14 protein-coding genes are annotated in these 17055 nt (G+C 66.2%); 7 read left to right on the plus strand and 7 right to left on the minus strand.

Going from position 1 to position 17055, the window contains the following annotated elements; genetic code table 11:
* Positions 1-38 precede the first annotated feature (38 nt).
* Entirely contained in the window at positions 39-506 is a 468-nt protein-coding gene (locus PDM29_RS12605; RefSeq protein ID WP_282297342.1) for an SET domain-containing protein, read from the plus strand.
* A 60-nt stretch (positions 507-566) separates the two neighbouring features.
* Here the strand turns inward: PDM29_RS12605 and PDM29_RS12610 are convergent, their stop codons facing one another.
* The 4 genes from PDM29_RS12610 to PDM29_RS12625 form a co-directional block, all read right to left on the minus strand.
* The gene (locus PDM29_RS12610; RefSeq protein WP_311190462.1) at positions 567-1163 is read right to left on the minus strand and encodes a DUF1439 domain-containing protein; all 597 of its coding nucleotides are present in this window, start codon (positions 1161-1163) and stop codon (positions 567-569) included.
* Between the two features lie 75 nt (positions 1164-1238).
* Positions 1239-1769, minus strand: coding sequence for a hypothetical protein (locus tag PDM29_RS12615; protein ID WP_311190463.1), 531 nt, complete (start codon positions 1767-1769; stop codon positions 1239-1241).
* Positions 1770-1871: 102 nt separating this feature from the next.
* Positions 1872-2177: a DUF3861 family protein gene (locus PDM29_RS12620; protein ID WP_311190464.1), complete on the minus strand. Its 306-nt coding sequence runs from the start codon at positions 2175-2177 to the stop codon at positions 1872-1874.
* Positions 2178-2439: 262 nt separating this feature from the next.
* Positions 2440-2838: an HU family DNA-binding protein gene (locus PDM29_RS12625; RefSeq protein ID WP_125362407.1), complete on the minus strand. Its 399-nt coding sequence runs from the start codon at positions 2836-2838 to the stop codon at positions 2440-2442.
* A 282-nt stretch (positions 2839-3120) separates the two neighbouring features.
* Between PDM29_RS12625 and PDM29_RS12630 the strand changes: the two genes are divergently transcribed.
* Positions 3121-3555 (plus strand): OsmC family protein, encoded by a 435-nt coding sequence (locus PDM29_RS12630; RefSeq protein ID WP_311190465.1) that lies wholly within the window; start codon positions 3121-3123, stop codon positions 3553-3555.
* 65 nt (positions 3556-3620) lie between these two features.
* Here the strand turns inward: PDM29_RS12630 and PDM29_RS12635 are convergent, their stop codons facing one another.
* The gene (locus tag PDM29_RS12635; protein ID WP_311190466.1) at positions 3621-4496 is read right to left on the minus strand and encodes a PhzF family phenazine biosynthesis protein; all 876 of its coding nucleotides are present in this window, start codon (positions 4494-4496) and stop codon (positions 3621-3623) included.
* 164 nt (positions 4497-4660) lie between these two features.
* Between PDM29_RS12635 and PDM29_RS12640 the strand changes: the two genes are divergently transcribed.
* The 4 genes from PDM29_RS12640 to PDM29_RS12655 all read left to right on the plus strand — a co-directional run bounded on the left by PDM29_RS12640 (position 4661) and on the right by PDM29_RS12655 (position 10999).
* The gene (locus PDM29_RS12640) at positions 4661-7264 is read left to right on the plus strand and encodes a bifunctional aspartate kinase/diaminopimelate decarboxylase (protein WP_311190467.1); all 2604 of its coding nucleotides are present in this window, start codon (positions 4661-4663) and stop codon (positions 7262-7264) included.
* Positions 7265-7336: 72 nt separating this feature from the next.
* Complete coding sequence (murL, locus tag PDM29_RS12645; RefSeq protein WP_311190468.1) at positions 7337-8689, plus strand: UDP-N-acetyl-alpha-D-muramoyl-L-alanyl-L-glutamate epimerase; 1353 nt, start codon at positions 7337-7339, stop codon at positions 8687-8689.
* Positions 8670-10079, plus strand: coding sequence for a UDP-N-acetylmuramoyl-L-alanine--D-glutamate ligase (gene murD / locus PDM29_RS12650; RefSeq protein ID WP_311190469.1), 1410 nt, complete (start codon positions 8670-8672; stop codon positions 10077-10079). The genes murL and murD overlap by 20 nt, the downstream gene beginning before the upstream one ends.
* A gap of 125 nt (positions 10080-10204) precedes the next feature.
* Complete coding sequence (locus PDM29_RS12655; protein ID WP_311190470.1) at positions 10205-10999, plus strand: dienelactone hydrolase family protein; 795 nt, start codon at positions 10205-10207, stop codon at positions 10997-10999.
* Positions 11000-11113: 114 nt separating this feature from the next.
* On the opposite strand, the gene PDM29_RS12660 is transcribed toward PDM29_RS12655, so the two are convergent.
* A complete protein-coding gene (locus tag PDM29_RS12660) occupies positions 11114-12112 on the minus strand; it encodes a polyprenyl synthetase family protein (RefSeq protein WP_311190471.1) in 999 nt (332 codons plus the stop codon).
* Positions 12113-12267: 155 nt separating this feature from the next.
* Here PDM29_RS12660 and PDM29_RS12665 point away from each other — a divergent pair, with 155 nt between their 5' ends.
* Positions 12268-13881 carry an alpha-glucosidase family protein gene (locus PDM29_RS12665; RefSeq protein WP_311190472.1) on the plus strand — a complete coding sequence of 538 codons (1614 nt, stop codon included), beginning with the start codon at positions 12268-12270 and terminating at the stop codon, positions 13879-13881.
* 341 nt (positions 13882-14222) lie between these two features.
* On the opposite strand, the gene PDM29_RS12670 is transcribed toward PDM29_RS12665, so the two are convergent.
* The gene (locus tag PDM29_RS12670; RefSeq protein ID WP_311190473.1) at positions 14223-16976 is read right to left on the minus strand and encodes a TonB-dependent receptor; all 2754 of its coding nucleotides are present in this window, start codon (positions 16974-16976) and stop codon (positions 14223-14225) included.
* Positions 16977-17055: the final 79 nt, after the last annotated feature.

A 17055-nucleotide genomic window follows, 5' to 3' on the forward strand; every position in this document is an offset into this window, starting at 1 on the left:
GGCGAGAATCGTCGTTCCCCAATGCAACGGCCAGCCTGATGCCCAAGAAGATCCAAGCCCGCAAGTCCGCCATCCACGGTAACGGTGTGTTCGCCGTTGCGCCGCTGAAGGCCGGCGAGCGGGTCATCCAGTACAAGGGTCTGCTGCGCAGCCACGCCGATGTGGACGCCGATGATACCGGGGATGTGGAAAGCGGTCACACCTTCCTGTTCACCCTGAACGACGACTACGTCATTGATGCCAACTACAAGGGCAACGATGCGCGCTGGCTGAACCACAGCTGCGACCCCAACTGCGAGGCCGTGATCGAGGAAGCCGAAGGTGACAACCGCCGCGAGGACAAGGTGTTCATCGAGGCGCTGCGCGACATCAAGCCGGGCGAGGAACTGACCTACAACTACGGCATCGTGCTGGCCGAGCGCCACACCGCGCGCCTGAAGAAGATCTGGGAATGCCGCTGCGGTGCGAAGAAGTGCACCGGAACGATGCTGCAGCCGAAGCGGTAGCACCCGACCGTTGGTCGGGTGGCATCCGGGGGTACCGACCAACGGTCGGTACCTACCGGCTCAATTGCCCAGCATGCCAGCGGGCACGATGGAGCCCAGGCTCTGGTTGAACGTCACTACCAGCTTGCCATCGCGCACCTGGGCCGACTGCACCTGCAGCGCGCCCAGCACCGCGGCGACGGTCGGGTCGATCTTGTAGATCGGCTCGCGGCGGGCGTATTCGACAAGTGCGGCGTTGAGAAGGCTGCGGGTGTTGGAATCCAGCCGCCCGCCACCGTTGACCGGGGTGAATTCATCCACCGACGGTTGATCAAGGTGGAAACCCTGGGTCTGCGCGTCGTAGCGCAGGCCGCTGCTCAGCGTGACCCGCCCCAGCGGCGCTGGGGCACCACCTCCCAATGCGGCCGCTACGTCCAGACCCAGATCCAGGCGGCTGCCCTGCGGAAGGGTCAGCTGCGGACGGCTCATGGTGACGTTGGCCAGTCCGCTCAGGACGCTCTGCGTGCGCGGGAAGCTGCCCTCCAGATACTGCTGCACATCGGCGGCACCCACCGAGAGTTCCTTGCCGGAAATGCTGGGTGCGGCCTGTGCGCCGACGGCGGCGGCGATCAGTGCGGTGCTGGCGGCCAGGCGGAGGAGCAGGGGGCGTAGGGTCATGGCGGCGAGGCAGTGAGTGATGAAGCGCCACGATAGCGCTTCCGGATGAATCCGGGCTTCATGGCAGCCACGCAGTCACCGAAGGGCGGGCTGCACCGACGCCCCCACAATCTCCCAGCCGCTTCCATCGGCACGCGGCTGCACCCGGTACCAGCCTTCGTAGAAGAACGTGTCTGCCGCGGTCACCGCACGCACCCGCACCGGCACTTCGCGCAGGCGCGAGGGCACGGCGGAGTCGCGGGCAATCGGCTGTTCGGTATCCACCCGCAGCGTGCGCAGGTTGGGGATGCCTCGCAATACCTGATCGTCGGGGCGGCTGCCGGCGCTGCCACCGGTCCAGAACGCATCGGAGGCGGCACGGTCGGGTCGCAGCAGCACGTTGATGTAGTTGCGGATAGTGGTGGTTTCATCCACTGCGCCAGGAGCCACCGCGCTCACCACCGCGGGCGCGCCGTGCTCGACTTCGCCGGCGCTGGTGTCCTGCGGCGGGGGCGTTGCGGCGGAAACATCCTGGGGCGGCGGCCGGTCGTCCGGTGCACGCGCACTTTCCGGCTGACAGGAACACCCGCCCAGCAGCAACGGCAGCAGAAGCAGTACTCGACGCATCGCAGACACCCTAGGTAGAGCCGGGCTTGCCCGGCTGGCTGGCGATCACCCATCGCCTGGGCCAGCCAACGGCTGGCGCTACCCACGCAGCATAACGTGCTGTCAGCCGCGCTGGACCGCGTCCAGCGCCGCCAGCACTTCATCCAGTTGCGGCTGCAGTGCGGTCAACGGGTGTCCAGGTTCGTCCGCATGGCGGCGGGCCAGGTCCAGCAGCAACTGAGTGGCCACCACGGCGGCGGCGCGCTCGTCGCCACTCAGGCCGCTCTGGCGGCGTGCGGCCTCCAGCAGGCGCATCCAGTCCTGCTGGGCGCGGTGTTCCAGTTCGATGGTGCAGCGACCACTGCACTGCAACCCATCTTTTTCGATCGGGGTAACGGTAATGCGGTAGCGCTGGGAAGAACTGGTCATGGCGGCACGCACCGGTGGGGGACATGCCCACCATAGGTGGCGGGGTGCCGGGCTGCGACAGGCAGGGCTGCACGCAGTGTTCCACCCTGTGCGTTTCAGGCGTGGCGTGGCACTGGAAGAGCGCCATGGGCCGTGGTTTTGCGGGTGACCGGCAAGACCCGGCGGCTTTCGGCAACGCTGTGTTTCGCTGCGCAACGCGCGCCGGAAATGAAACGGGACGGCCATGGCCGTCCCGTTCCGGTGTTGCCTGGAAGCGCGCAGATTACAGCGCGGCGTCCTTGAGCTTCTTGAGCGGACGCACCTTCAGCTTGGTGGTGGCCGGCTTGGCGGCGAACCACTGCTCTTCCTTGGTGAACGGGTTGATGCCCTTGCGCTTCGGCTTGGCCGGAACGGCAACGGCCGTGATCTTCAGCAGGCCCGGCAGGGTGAAGCTGCCAGCGCCCTTCTTGTGCACCGAAGAGGCCACTGCGCTTTCCAGCGAGGCCAGCACGGCGCGGACGTCCTTGGCGACAACGCCAGAGGCTTCAGCGATGTGTGCAACCAGGCCGGACTTGGTCAGCACTTCCTTGATCGGCTTCGGTGCGGCCGGCTTGGCGGCTGCCTTCGTTGCGACTTTCTTCGCTGCCTTCTTCGGGGCAGCCTTCTTAGCGGTCTTTGCCATGGTTTCCTGTTCCGTAACGGTTGGTTGTTTGGTCGCGCCGAACCCCGTCGGCAAGCGAAATGTAGGGCAAGTCACCTGCGCCGCCAATAGGCAAACGCATAAATTTCAGGTTTTTTTGCATGTGCGGTTACTGCAGTGCATCAGGTCATGCCCTGAAAACAGGGTGGCACGACCGGGGTGGAGCGCGCTAGAGGGGGTTTGGCGGACACGCCGGGCCGACACCGTGCTAACGCGCGACGGTCTACGCTGACACGGCCATTCACCCCGCAGAGGACAGAACAAATGGGCATTTCGCGTCACGCCAAAGCACACTGGGAAGGTGACCTGAAGACAGGCAAGGGACAATTGAGCACGCCACAGAGTGGCCTGCTGGACAACACCCGCTATGCCTTCAGCAGCCGTTTCGGCGATGAAAAGGGCACCAATCCGGAAGAGCTGATCGCCGCCGCGCACGCGGGCTGCTTCACCATGGCACTGTCGGCCAAGCTGACCGAAGCCGGTTTTCCTCCGACCACGCTGGACACCGAAGCGAAGGTAGACCTGTCGATGGAGGGCGGTCCGCAGCTGTCGCAGATCACCCTGTCGGTCAAGGCGGTGGTGCCGGGCATCGATGAGACCCAGTTCCGTGCCGTGGCTGATGACGCCAAGCAGAACTGCCCGGTTTCCAAGGCATTGAGTGCGGTGCCGATCAGCCTCAAGGCCGAACTGGCCAGCTGATCCATGCGCCCATGCCCGGTACCGGGCATGGGCATCGCGTAGGGACACGCCATGCGTGTCCGTGATCACCAATCAATCGTGCCGGTGATCACCGTCTGCACCTGCCCCCCCGACCACACGTCGCCTTCCGCATCGATATGCAGATGCAGACGTGCATCGTGCCCGACCTCGCGGCCCTGGCTCACCACATAGTCCCGCCCGTTGCCCGGCACCGCCTCGCGGCTGTCCAGCCACGCCGCCAGCACCGCATTGGCGGCACCTGACGCCGCATCCTCGAAGCGCCGGCCGTTGCCGACAAAGGCGCGCACCGCCAGGTCATACGCCACATCGGTGCTGCGCGCATAGGCAAACACACCCATGCTGCCCGTGCTCTCGGCCAGCTGCGCAATGGCGTCCCAGTCCGGTGCCAGGCCACGCAAGGTCGCTTCATCGGCCAGTTCCACCACCCACCAGCTGCGTCCGCCGTCCATTCGCGCCGGCGGCAGCGCGCCCAGGGCCCAGCCGCGCAACGCAGCCTGAAGGCGCGGGTCATCGGCGCGAGTCACCTCCGCCACCGCTGCGCGCGGGGTGCGGATGGCAATGCTGCGCTGTGCGCCTTCGCCACTGATCCGCAAAGGCAGCTGGCCGGCAATACCGTCCTGCACCAGCACGCCATCCACCGGAGCGGCCAGACCCGCCTCGAGCACCGCATGCGCGGTGCCGACGCTGGGGTGCCCGGCGAACGGCACTTCCTTCTGCGGGCTGAACATGCGGATCCGGTAGCTGCTACCCGGGGCCTGCGGGGCGAACACGAAGGTCGTTTCCGGCAGCCGCGTCCAGCGCGCAATGGCCTGCATGCGGGCCTCGTCCAGGCCTTCGGCGTCCAGCACCACCGCCAGCGGGTTGCCGGCACCCGGGTAGGGGGAAAACACATCCAACTGCAGAAAACGACGCGAAGACATGGTGGCCAGAATCGGGGGAACGGGCGGGCAGCTTAACAAGTGAGCCGTCGGGCCGCCGCCGGGGCAGGGGGCGGTGGCCCAGCAGGGGCCGGGCTTGGCATAGAATCAGAGGTTCGTCCCGGTGTGCCGGGCGAACCCCCTCCATTACCTATATTTCTTTCTCCATGTCAGCTTCCCCCCTTGTCGATCGCTGGATCGTACTGAAGTTCGGCGGCACCTCCGTGTCGCGTCGTCACCGCTGGGACACGATCGGGAAGCTGGCGAAAAAACGTGCGGAAGAAACCGGCGCGCGCGTGCTGGTGGTGGTCTCGGCGCTGTCCGGGGTCACCAATGAGCTGACCGCCATCGCCGACGGTGCCGCCGACAGCCGCGCCCGCGTGGATGCGCTGGTGGCCCGTCACCGCGAGTTCCTGGTCGAGCTCTCGCTCGACGCCAGCGCGCTGGACGAACGCCTGAACGCGCTGCAGGGCCTGCTCGACGATCCGCGCGCCGCCGCCCGTCCGTTGGACTGGCAGGCGGAAGTGCTGGGCCAGGGCGAACTGCTGTCCTCCACCCTGGGCGCGGCCTACCTGCGCGCCAGCGGACTGGATTTCGGCTGGATGGACGCCCGCCAGTGGCTGCAGGCGCTGCCGCCGCAGCCTAATCAGAGTGAGTGGTCGCAGCGCCTGTCGGTGAACTGCCAGTGGCGTTCGGATGCCGACTGGGCCGCGCGCTTCCACGCCCAGCCGACCCGCATGCTGATCACCCAGGGCTTCATTTCCCAGCACGCCGATGGCGGCACCGCCATTCTGGGCCGTGGCGGTTCGGACACCTCGGCGGCGTACTTCGGTGCGCTGCTCGGTGCCAGCCGGGTGGAGATCTGGACCGACGTGCCGGGCATGTTCAGTGCCAATCCCAAGGACGTGCCGGATGCGCGCCTGCTGACCCGCCTGGATTATTACGAGGCGCAGGAAATCGCCACCACCGGGGCCAAGGTGCTGCACCCGCGGTCGATCAAGCCGTGCCGCGACGCCGGCGTGCCGATGGCGATCCTGGATACGGAGCGCCCGGAGCTGCCGGGCACCAGCATCGACGGCAATGCCGCACCGGTGCCGGGGGTGAAGGCGATCAGCCGCCGCAACGGCATCGTACTGGTGTCGATGGAAGGCATCGGCATGTGGCAGCAGGTCGGCTTCCTGGCCGACGTGTTCGGGCTGTTCAAGAAGCACGGCCTGTCGGTCGACCTGATCGGTTCGGCCGAAACCAACGTCACCGTGTCGCTGGATCCGTCCGAGAACCTGGTCAGCACCGATGTGCTGGCCGCCCTGTCGGCCGACCTGTCGCAGATCTGCAAGGTCAAGATCATCGTGCCGTGCGCGGCCATTACCCTGGTCGGGCGCGGCATGCGCTCGCTGCTGCACAAGCTGTCGGACGTGTGGGCCACGTTCGGCCGCGAGCGCGTGCATATGATCTCGCAGTCGTCCAATGACCTGAACCTGACCTTCGTCATCGACGAAGCCGACGCCGACGGCCTGCTGCCGATTCTGCACGCCGAGCTGATCGACAGCGGCGCGATGCCGGTGGAAGAGGGCGAGGTGTTCGGCCCGCGCTGGCGCGAAATCGCCGGCACCATCCGCCCGCGCGAAACCGCCTGGTGGCGGGGCCAGCGTGAGCACCTGTTGCAGCTGGCCCAGGCCGGCACGCCGCGCTATGTGTACAACCTGCCGACGGTGCGCGCCCGCGCCCGCGCGCTGGCCGCGATCAAGCCGATCGACCAGCGCTATTACGCGATCAAGGCCAACAGCCACCCGGCCATCCTGGAAGTGCTGGAACAGGAAGGCTTCGGCCTGGAATGCGTGTCGCATGGCGAGCTGAAGCACGTCTTCAACACGCTGCCGGCGCTGTCGCCGCGCCGCGTGCTGTTCACCCCCAGCTTCGCGCCGCGCGGCGAGTACGAAGCCGCCTTCGCGCTGGGCGTGACCGTCACCCTGGACAACGTGGAAGCCCTGCAGCGCTGGCCGGACCTGTTCCGCAACCGTGAGCTGTGGCTGCGCGTGGACCTGGGCCGTGGCGAAGGCCACCACGCCAAGGTCCGCACCGGCGGCAAGGATTCCAAGTTCGGCCTGCCGATCGCCCGCGTCGATGAGTTCGTGCGTCTGGCCACCGAGCTGGGCACCCGCGTGGTCGGCCTGCATGCCCACCTGGGCAGCGGCGTGGAAACCGCGCAGCACTGGCGTCTGATGTGCGATGAACTGGCTGGCTTCGCGCGCCGCATCGGCAGCGTGGAAACCATCGACATCGGCGGTGGCCTGCCCATTCCGTACAGTGCCGACGACGAGCCGTTCGACCTGGATGCCTGGGCAGTGGGTCTGGCCGAGGTCAAGGCCGTGCACCCGGCGTTCCGTCTGGCCATTGAACCGGGCCGCTATCTGGTCGCCGAAGCCGGCGTGCTGCTCACCACCGCCACCCAGGTGGTGGAGAAGGACGGCATTCGCCGGGTCGGCCTGGATGCCGGCATGAACACGCTGATGCGCCCGGCCCTGTATGACGCCTGGCACGACATCGAGAACCTCAGCCGTCTGGGCGGCTATGCCGAGGCCATGTTCGACGTGGTCGGGCCGATCTGCGAATCCAGCGACGTGTTCGGCAAGCGCCGCCGCCTGCCGGTCTCGACCGCGCCGGACGACGTGATGCTGATCGCCGACGCCGGTGCCTACGGGTACGTCATGGCCAACACCTACAACCAGCGTGCGCTGCCGCGCGAGGACGTGATTGATGACACGCCCTGACTGCGCGCCGCACCCCTTAACTGAACGCCTTCGCGCGCCGCCGCGAAAACGCCTCGCCTCACCGGATATGCCATGACTGCTTTCGACAAACACCAGGTTGCCACGTTCCGTTTCGTCCGCTGCACGCTGGATGAAAACACCGGCGTGGCCCAGCTGGTCTATGCCTTCGACAACGGCCCGGAACTGGTCGAGACGGTCACCATTCCCGGCGCGCCGTTCGTGCTGGACGGGGCCCGCGCGCAGGCGGTGGAGCAGGCCCTGCGCCTGCTGCACCTGTTTGCCGGTGTCAGCTACTACAAGGCTGCGGTGCCGGAAGATGTGCGCATCGACAGCTACGCCATTGATGCCGATACCGCCGCATTGGTGGAAACGGTGTACCTCAACGGGCTGGGCGAGTTTGCCTACCGTAACGGCCTGAACCTGCGCGGGCGCTTCCGCCTGCCGGTGCAGGGCGAGGCGGTGGTCGCGCCGGCGGCCGGCCTGCGCGAGCATGCGCTGGTCGCCATTGGCGGCGGCAAGGACTCGCTGGTAAGCATCGAGGCGCTGCGCGCGCTGGGGATCGAGGAAACCGTGACCTGGATTGGCGGCTCGCAGCTGATCCGCGCCTGCGCCGAGCGCACCGGTCTGCCCACCTTGAACATCGGCCGCGTGCTGGCCCCGGAGCTGTTCGAACTGAACCGCCAGGGTGCGTGGAACGGCCACATTCCGGTCACTGCGGTGAACTCGGCGATCATGGTGCTGGCTGCGCTGTTGCAGGGCGTGAACCAGGTGGTGTTCTCCAACGAACGTTCAGCCAGCTACGGCAGCCAGATTCCCGGAACCGGCGAGGTCAACCACCAGTGGTCGAAGGGCTGGGCGTTCGAGCAGGGCTTCGGCGAATATCTGCAGAAGCACGTTGCTGCCGACCTGCAGTACTACTCGCTGCTGCGTCCGCTGTCCGAGCTGGCGGTGGCGCGTCAGTTTGCCAAGAGCGACTTCTACGACGCGCATTTCTCCAGCTGCAACCGCAACTTCCACATTCTCGGCGAGCGCCCGGTGAACCGCTGGTGTGGCGTCTGCCCGAAGTGTCACTTCGTGTTCCTGGCGCTGGCTCCGTTCATGCCCAAGACCCGGCTGGTGCGCATCTTCGGCCGCAACCTGCTGGACGACGCCGAACAGGCCGGTGGCTTTGACGCGCTGCTGGAGTTCCAGGACCACAAGCCGTTCGAATGCGTGGGCGAAGGCCGCGAATCGCGTGCGGCGATGGCCACCCTCGCTACGCGCGCGGAGTGGAGCGAGGACGTGCTGGTGAAGCGCTTCATCCACGAGATCCAGCCGCAGCTGGATGCGGCTGAACTGAAGATCGAGCCGTTGCTGGTGCTGGAAGGCGAACACCGTATTCCGACGGCGATCTGGGAGCGCCTGCGTGCGAATTTCGCAGCTTGACGGCAAGCGGGTTGCGTTATGGGGTTGGGGGCGCGAGGGGCGGGCGGCATTTGCCGTGCTGCGCGCGCGCCTGCCGTCGCTGCCGCTGACCCTGTTCTGCCCGGAGGCGGAAGCGGAAACGGCGCGCGCTGAAACCCAGGGCGCGCTGACCGTGCGCAGTGATGTCAGCGGTGAATCGCTGGCCGCCTTCGACGTGGTGATCAAATCGCCCGGCATCAGCCCCTATGGCGAGGCGGCCCAGCAGGCCGCCGCGCAGGACACGCAGTTCATCGGCGGCACGTCGCTGTGGTTTGCCGAGCACGCTGACGCCGACGGTACCGTGCGCGACACCGTGTGCGTGACCGGTACCAAGGGCAAAAGCACCACCACGTCGCTGCTGGCGCACCTGCTGCGCGCCAGCGGCGCACGCACCGGGCTGGTCGGCAACATCGGCCTGCCGCTGCTGGAAGTGCTGGAGCCGCAGCCGGCTCCGCAGTACTGGGCGGTGGAGCTGTCCAGCTACCAGACCGGCGAGGTGGCGCGCAGTGGCGCGCACCCGCAGGTGGCGGTGGTGCTGAACCTGTTCCCGGAGCATCTGGACTGGCACGGCAGCGAGGCGCGTTACATCGCCGACAAGCTGTCCCTGGTGACCGAAGCCGCGCCGCGCATCGCCGTGCTCAATGCCGCCGATCCGCATCTGGCGGCGCTGCAATTGCCGCACAGCGAAGTGGTGTGGTTCAACCAGCCGCAGGGCTGGCACATGCGCGGCGAGTGGGTGTACCGCGGTGAGCAAACGGTGTTCGACACCGCGCATACGCCGCTGCCGGGCCGGCATAACCGCGGCAATCTGTGCGCGGTGCTGGCGGCGATCGAAGCGCTGGGCCTGGACGCGGTCGCGTTGGCTCCGGCGGTGCAGAGCTTCCGCCCGCTGCCCAATCGGCTACAGATAATTGGCGAGCGTGATGGTCTGCGCTTCGTCAACGACTCGATCAGCACCACGCCGCACGCCAGTCTGGCGGCGCTGGAGTGTTTCGCCGGGCAGCGCATCGCGTTGCTGGTGGGCGGGCATGATCGCGGACTGGACTGGACCGATTTCATGCAGCACATGACGCACGACGTGCCGCCGGTGGAGATCGTGACCATGGGGGCGAATGGCCCGCGTATTCATGCGTTGCTGCAGCCGCTCGCCGAGGCCGGGCGGTTTGGCCTGCATGCGGCCGGCGATCTGGATGAAGCCGTGCGAATCGCCTGTGATGCGCTGGGCGGGCAGGGTGGGGTGGTGCTGTTGTCGCCGGGTGCGCCCAGCTATGGGGTGTACAAGGATTACGTCGCACGCGGGCGGCATTTTGCCCAGCTGGCCGGATTTGATCCGAATGCGATCACCGCGATTGCCGGGATTGGGATCGCCTGATCGCAGGCACCGCGTGGACACGCAGGGCGTGGCTCTACGGCATCCCCCGTCATACCGTCAGCGGACGTGACGTGACCTCACACGACATGCGGTTAAAGTGGCGCTTTCCCCGAAGGAGCAGGCGCATGAAGCAGCAATGGCAGTGGGGTGCGGCATTGGTACTGGGCATGGCAGCAGCACCCTCCTGGGCAGCCATGCAGGCTAAGCCGATCGAATGGCAGCACGACGGCACCACCTTCAGCGGCGTGCTGGTCTACGACGACGAAGACAACGACAAGCGCCCCGGCCTGGTGATGGTGCCGAACTGGAAGGGTGTCAACGCCTCGGCCATCGAAAAAGCCAAGAAGCTGGCCGGCGACGACTACGTGGTGCTCGTGGCCGACGTCTACGGCAAGGGCGTGCGCCCGAAGACCGATGCCGAAGCCGGCCCAGTGGCTACCAAGCTGCGTAACGATCGCCCGGTGCTACGCGCACGTGCACTCAAGGCGGTGGACGTACTGAAGGAACAAGCCGGCAAGACCCCGCTGGATGCCAGCCGCATCGGCGCGGTCGGCTTCTGCTTCGGCGGCACCACGGTGCTCGAATTGGCCCGCGCCGGTGCACCACTGGCCGGTGTGGTCAGCCTGCACGGCGGGCTGGGCTCACCGCTGCCGGCCAAGGCCGGTGGCACGCATCCGTCGGTGCTGGTGCTCAATGGGGCGGACGACAAGAGCGTCACCGCGGAGGACATCAGCGGCTTCGAGCAGGAAATGAATGCGGCCAAGGTGGATTGGGAGTTCACCAACTACAGCGGCGCGGTGCATTGTTTTGCCGAGGCCGATGCGAACAATCCGCCGGGCTGTGCGTATGACGAGCGGGCGGCGAAGCGGGCGTGGAAGTCGCTGGACAGCTTCTTCGAGGGGCTCTTCGACAAGCGGTGATCGATGGCGGGTGATACCGCCGCTTTGCGGCGACGCCCGACCAACGGTCGGGCGCTACCGTCAATCTGCAACACCCGGTAGGCGGCGACCGTTGGGGGTCGTCGCCCGCCGCAATCAATGCGAACGCTGCACCGCATATCGCGCCAGCCCGCGCAAGGCGGCCACGGCGTCATTGTCGGCCAGCCCATCCAGCGCCCGCTCCGCAGCAGCGGCATATTCCTCCGCACGCTGGCGGCTGTAATCCAGCCCACCGGTCGCATGGATCGCCGCCAGCACTTCCGGCATGGCCGAGGCATCACCGTTCTGCACGATCTCGCGCAGGCGTTTACGGGTGGTCTCATCCGAATGCGCCATCGCGTGGATCAGCGGCAGCGTGGCCTTGCCTTCGGCGAGGTCGTCGCCCAGGTTCTTGCCCAGCTCGTCGGCGTTGGCCGAGTAATCCAGCACGTCGTCAGCGATCTGGAAGGCATAGCCCAGGCGCATGCCGTAGTCGTACAGCGCTTGCTGGGTGGCTTCATCGACCCCGCTGGCCAGCGCGCCCAGGCGGGTACCGGCGGCGAACAGCACCGCGGTCTTGCGCTCGATCACGCGCAGGTACGCGGCTTCGTCGGTGTCCGGGTTATGCACGTGCAACAGCTGCAGCACTTCGCCTTCGGCGATGCGGTTGGTGGTGTCGGCCAGGATCCGCATCACCGGCATGCGATCCAGTTCCACCATCAGCTGGAAGCTGCGCGAATACAGGAAGTCGCCGACCAGCACGCTGGGCGCGTTGCCCCACAGCGCATTGGCCGTACTGCGGCCGCGCCGCAGGCTGGATTCGTCCACCACGTCGTCGTGCAGCAGGGTCGAGGTGTGGATGAATTCGATGATCGCCGCCAGCTGGTGGTGTTCCGGACCGGCCTGGCCGACCGCGTGGCCGGCCAGCATCACCAGCATCGGGCGCAGGCGCTTGCCGCCGGCGGAAATGATGTGGTCGGCAATCTGGTTGATCAGCACGACATCGGAGGACAGGCGGCGGCGGATCAGCGCGTCCACCGCGGCCATGTCGGGCGCGGCGAGGGTCTGGATCTGGGGCAGGCCCAGCGCGGAGCGGGTGTCTTCGGTGATGGTCATGCGGTCGTACTTTCAGGCGTAAGCCCGATTATAGGCCGTCCCGGCGTGAATACGTATGCAAATGGCACCACCCCGCAGGGGCCGCCGCTAAGCTTGTCGGGCATGATCCAGCACCCCTGGCGGGTGCCCTATGGAAGCCCGGAGGGGGGCTCACGATGACGAACACTCCATGGTGGCGCGGTGCCGTCATCTATCAGATTTACCCGCGCAGCTTCCTGGATGCGAACGGTGACGGCGTGGGCGACCTGCCCGGCATCATCGAGCGCCTGGACTACATTGCCGCGCTGGGCGTGGACGCGATCTGGATTTCGCCGTTCTTCAAGTCGCCGATGGCCGATTTCGGCTATGACATTGCCGACTACCGCGATGTGGACCCGCTGTTCGGCAACCTGGACGATTTCGACCGTCTGCTCGCCAAGGCCCACGGCCTGGGTCTGAAGGTGATGATCGACCAGGTGCTCAGCCACACCTCGATCGAGCACGACTGGTTCCGCGAAAGCCGCCAGGACCGCACCAATCCCAAGGCGGACTGGTACGTATGGGCCGACCCGCGTGAAGACGGCACCCCGCCGAACAACTGGATGTCGCTGTTCGGCGGCGTCGCCTGGCAGTGGGAACCGCGCCGCGAGCAGTACTTCCTGCACAACTTCCTGGCGGACCAGCCGGACCTGAACTTCCATAACCCGGACGTCGAGCAGGCCACGCTGGACAACGTGCGCTTCTGGCTGGAGCGCGGCGTGGACGGTTTCCGTCTGGACGCGATCAACTTCTGCTACCACGACCGCCAGCTGCGCGATAACCCGCCCAAGCCGGCCGACAAGCGCGTGGGCCGTGGCTTCAGCCCGGACAACCCGTACGCCTACCAGTACCACTACTACAACAACACCCAGCCCGAGAACCTGCCGTTCCTCGGCAAGCTGCGCGCGTTGCTGGACGAGTTCCCCGGCGCGGTGGCGCTGGGCGAGATTTCCTCCGAAGACTCGCTCGCCACCACTGCCGAGTACACCAGTGCTGGCCGCCTGCACATGGGCTACAGCTTCGAGCTGCTGGTCGATGACTACAGCGTGGAGTACATCCGCAGCACCGTCTCGCGCCTGGAAGCGGCGATGACCGAAGGCTGGCCGTGCTGGGCGATCTCGAACCACGACGTCGAGCGCGCCGTGACCCGCTGGGGTGGCCATCCGGCCAACCCGCGCCTGGCGCGCATGCTGGTCGGCATGCTGTGCTCGCTGCGCGGCTCGATCTGTCTGTACCAGGGTGAAGAGCTGGGTCTGGGCGAGGCCGATGTGCCGTTCGAGGCGCTGCAGGACCCCTACGGCATCACCTTCTGGCCGAACTTCAAGGGCCGTGATGGGTGCCGCACGCCGTTGCCGTGGACCGATGCCGAGCAAGCCGGTTTCACCACCGGCCAGCCGTGGCTGCCGATCTCCGACGAGCATCGTGCGCGTTCGGTGGCCGGGCAGGAACATGATCCGCATTCGGTGTTGAACGCCTTCCGCCAGTTCCTGGCGTGGCGCCACACCATGCCCACGCTGCTGCTGGGCGACATCCAGTTCCTGGGCAGCGCCGAGCCGGTGTTGATGTTTGAGCGCCGGCACGCGGGCGAGACGTTGTTGATGGCGTTCAATCTGTCGGGTGATGCGGTGTCTGCGCCGTTGCCGGCGGGGGAGTGGACCGCATTGAACGTGCCGGGTCCGGATGCGGGCGGTATCGACGGTGACCAGGTGGTGTTGCCCGCGCATGCGATGGTGTGCCTGCGGTTGGGGTGATACGCGAAGATTTCCGGTGGTGCATTTTTCAAGGGCGAGGCGGAGACCTCGCCCTTTTTTTGATTTTTCGATGGCTACCGACAATCTGTCGGGGCGGGTCGGGGTGGGTTGGAGGGGGCGTGAGCCGCATGGATGCGGCGATCGAGCCTACAAGGATGTACTTGCGGCGTCCCCCGGAACGCCCGCCCCGACCCGCCCAGCCAGGGATCCAGTGAACCGCAGGTTGTTCGCATGAATCCAACAGCAGCCGGGCAGAGCCCGGCTCTACGGAGCGTGTGCAACCAACAAAAAACCCGCTGCAGGAAGCAGCGGGTTCTTCGGTCAAGCGATCAAGCCGGATATCAGAACTTGTAGTTCACACCCAGCATGTAGGTGCGGCCCCACTCGATGTACTCCAGCGGGCGGTCCTTCGTGCCGGCGTAGGTGCGGTACGGCTCGTTGGTCAGGTTGCTGCCCTGCAGCAGCAGGGTCAGGCCTTTCATCGCGCTGCTGTCGCTGAAGGTGTAGCTGATCTGCGCGTCCGTCACGTTCTCGCCCACCACGTAACGCAGCGTGCGGTTGCCGTTGAAGTTGCCGATCTCACCAATGAAGTCCGAACGACGGCGCTGGCTTACGCGTGCTTCAAAACCATTGCGCTCGTAATACGCCGTGAAGTTGTACACGCGCTCGGACAGGCCCGGCAGGCTGATCGGATCGGTACCCACCGACGACGCGCTTTCCGGATCGGAGATCTTGATGTCGCTGTCGTTGAACGTCGCGCTCGCCTGCACGCCGAAGCCACGCAGCGTGTCGGTCAGCATGTCCAGCGGGAACGAAGCGGTCAGCTCCAGGCCCTTCAGCGTGCCACCTTCGCCGTTCTGCGGGGCCGAGAACGTACCCGTCGTCAGCAGCGGGGCGGTCATGCCCGGCGGGATCACATAGCTGGCCAGCAGGTTGCTGAAGTCGTAGTCGTCCACCGACTGGGTGTAGACGTAGCTCTTCAGGTCCTTGTAGAACACCGCTGCTGCCACGTACGCCTTCTCACCGAAGTACTTTTCGTACGACAGATCGATCGCGTTCGCACGCCACGGATCCAGCAGCGGGTTGCCGCCGCTGCCGCCCGGCTTGCCGGTCGCCGTGTCCACGCCGAACTCCAGGCCCGCACGCATCTGGTCCACGCGCGGTCGCGCCACCTGCTTGGCCACTGCGAAACGCAGGGTTTGCTGGTGCGGGAACATGAAGGCCAGGTTCAAGCTCGGCAGCCAGTCGGTGTAGGTCTTGCCTTCGTCGATCGGCAGCACTTCCTGGCCCACCGGACGCGAACGGTCGAAATAGTTCGACTGCGAGCTCTGGTCGGTGCGGATCATCTGCACGCCGATGTTGCCGCGCAGGCCCACTTCACCGATGTCGGTGTTGATATTGGCGCGCAGCCACGCGGTGGTGGTCTTTTCCTGCACCACCCACGACTTCGGAATCAGGTAATCCAGGTTGGTGACCGGGTTGAACACCATGTAACGGTCCACCGCCGCCGGCACGTTCCAGGCCGGGATGTAGCCGATGCCGGCAAAGCCCAGGTTGACCGGGGAATACTGCAGGTCGCCGCCCACGTTGGCGTCGCCCTGGTCACCCAGCAGGATGTTGCCTTCGGCCTGGGTCTTTTCCTTGCGGCGGTCGGCGTAGTTCACGCCCACGTCGATGTCCTGGAACCAGGACGACAGCGCTTCCGGCATGTTGAACGTGCCCTGCAGGCGCGCACCCTTCAGGCGGTCTTCCACCTGCGGCACCTTGCCGTAACCCGAACCGTAGATCGTGTTGGTCAGGTACAGCGCTTCCGGATTGGAATAGTCCAGGCCCGGGCGGATCTGCGAGAAACCGTTCGGGTTGACGGTCAGCCCGATGGTATCCAGCTGCGGCATCGGGGTGAGCTGCAGGTTGTTTTCCAGGTTCAGCTCATCGCGCGTCGCCTTGGAGTAGTTCACGTCCGCGGTGATCTTGAAGCTGTCGAAGGTCAGCTCGTTGTTCCAGCCGAACGCGTCGATCTTGTCCTTGCGCTTGTTGTACATGCCGCGCACCAGCGGGTACACGCCACTGGCGGTGCCACCGGTGAAGCTGCCGTTGCCGTTCACCTGCGGGTTGCTGATGAACAGGCCCGGATCGTAGCCGCCGTTGTAGTTGCTGAGGTTGACCTCGAACTGGTTGGCGGTGTCGATCTGCTCGGCTTCGGTGTGGAACGCGTCCAGCGTGCTCGTCCAGGTGTTGGACGGGCGGAACTGGATCGTGGCCATGTAGCCGTCACGCTTGTTGTTGCCGGTACGGCGCAGCGCCTTGATGCCGTCCGAGAAATACGTGCCTGCGGCCACGCCCGGGCGGTTGCCCTGGTTGGTCTGCTCGGTGGTCCACGGCTCGTACAGGCCCACCTGGTTTTCCTGGATCGGCATGTCGCTGTGGGCGTAGCCCAGCGAGATGCCCCAGGTGTTGTCGGCGAACTGGTCGATGTAGCTGGCGCTGAAGCGGTTGCCGTAGGCATCCACGTTCGCCGCCTTGCCCAGCGAGTTCTTCTGGTAGCGGCCGCTGACCGCGATCACGCGCTCGGCGAACGACAGCGGACGCACGGTCTGCATGTCGATGGTGCCGGACAGGCCCTGGCCGACCAGAGCGGCGTCCGGGGTCTTGTACACGGTCACGCCGTTCACCAGTTCCGACGGGTACTGGTCGAATTCAACGCTGCGGTTGTCGCCGGTGCTGACCACTTCACGCCCGTTGAGCAGGGTGGTGGCGAAGTCCGGGGACAGGCCGCGCACGCTGATCACCTGGGCACGACCGGCCACGCGCTGCGCGGCCAGGCCGGGCAGGCGGCCCAGCGATTCGGCAATGCTCACGTCCGGCAGCTTGCCGATGTCTTCGGCGGAAATGGCTTCCACCACCGAGGTCGCGTCCTGCTTGATCGCAATGGCGTTCTCGATGCCACGGCGGATGCCGGTGACCTGCACGGTGTCCAGGTCAACTGCCTGGGTGCCGCTGGCAGTGGTTTCGGTGGTGCTTTGAGCCAGCGCCAGTGACGGCGACAGGGCGACGGCCAGCGCGATACTCAGCGCGCTGCGCTTGCGGTTCAACATTTTCCCCTCCCAGGCAATGTTGCCAAACGGATTGTGAGCTGCCCGATGAATTGAGACAGGTGTCACGGCACGGTGGCCG

It is taken from the genome of Stenotrophomonas oahuensis (assembly GCF_031834595.1).
GTDB classification, from domain to species: Bacteria; Pseudomonadota; Gammaproteobacteria; order Xanthomonadales; family Xanthomonadaceae; genus Stenotrophomonas; species Stenotrophomonas oahuensis.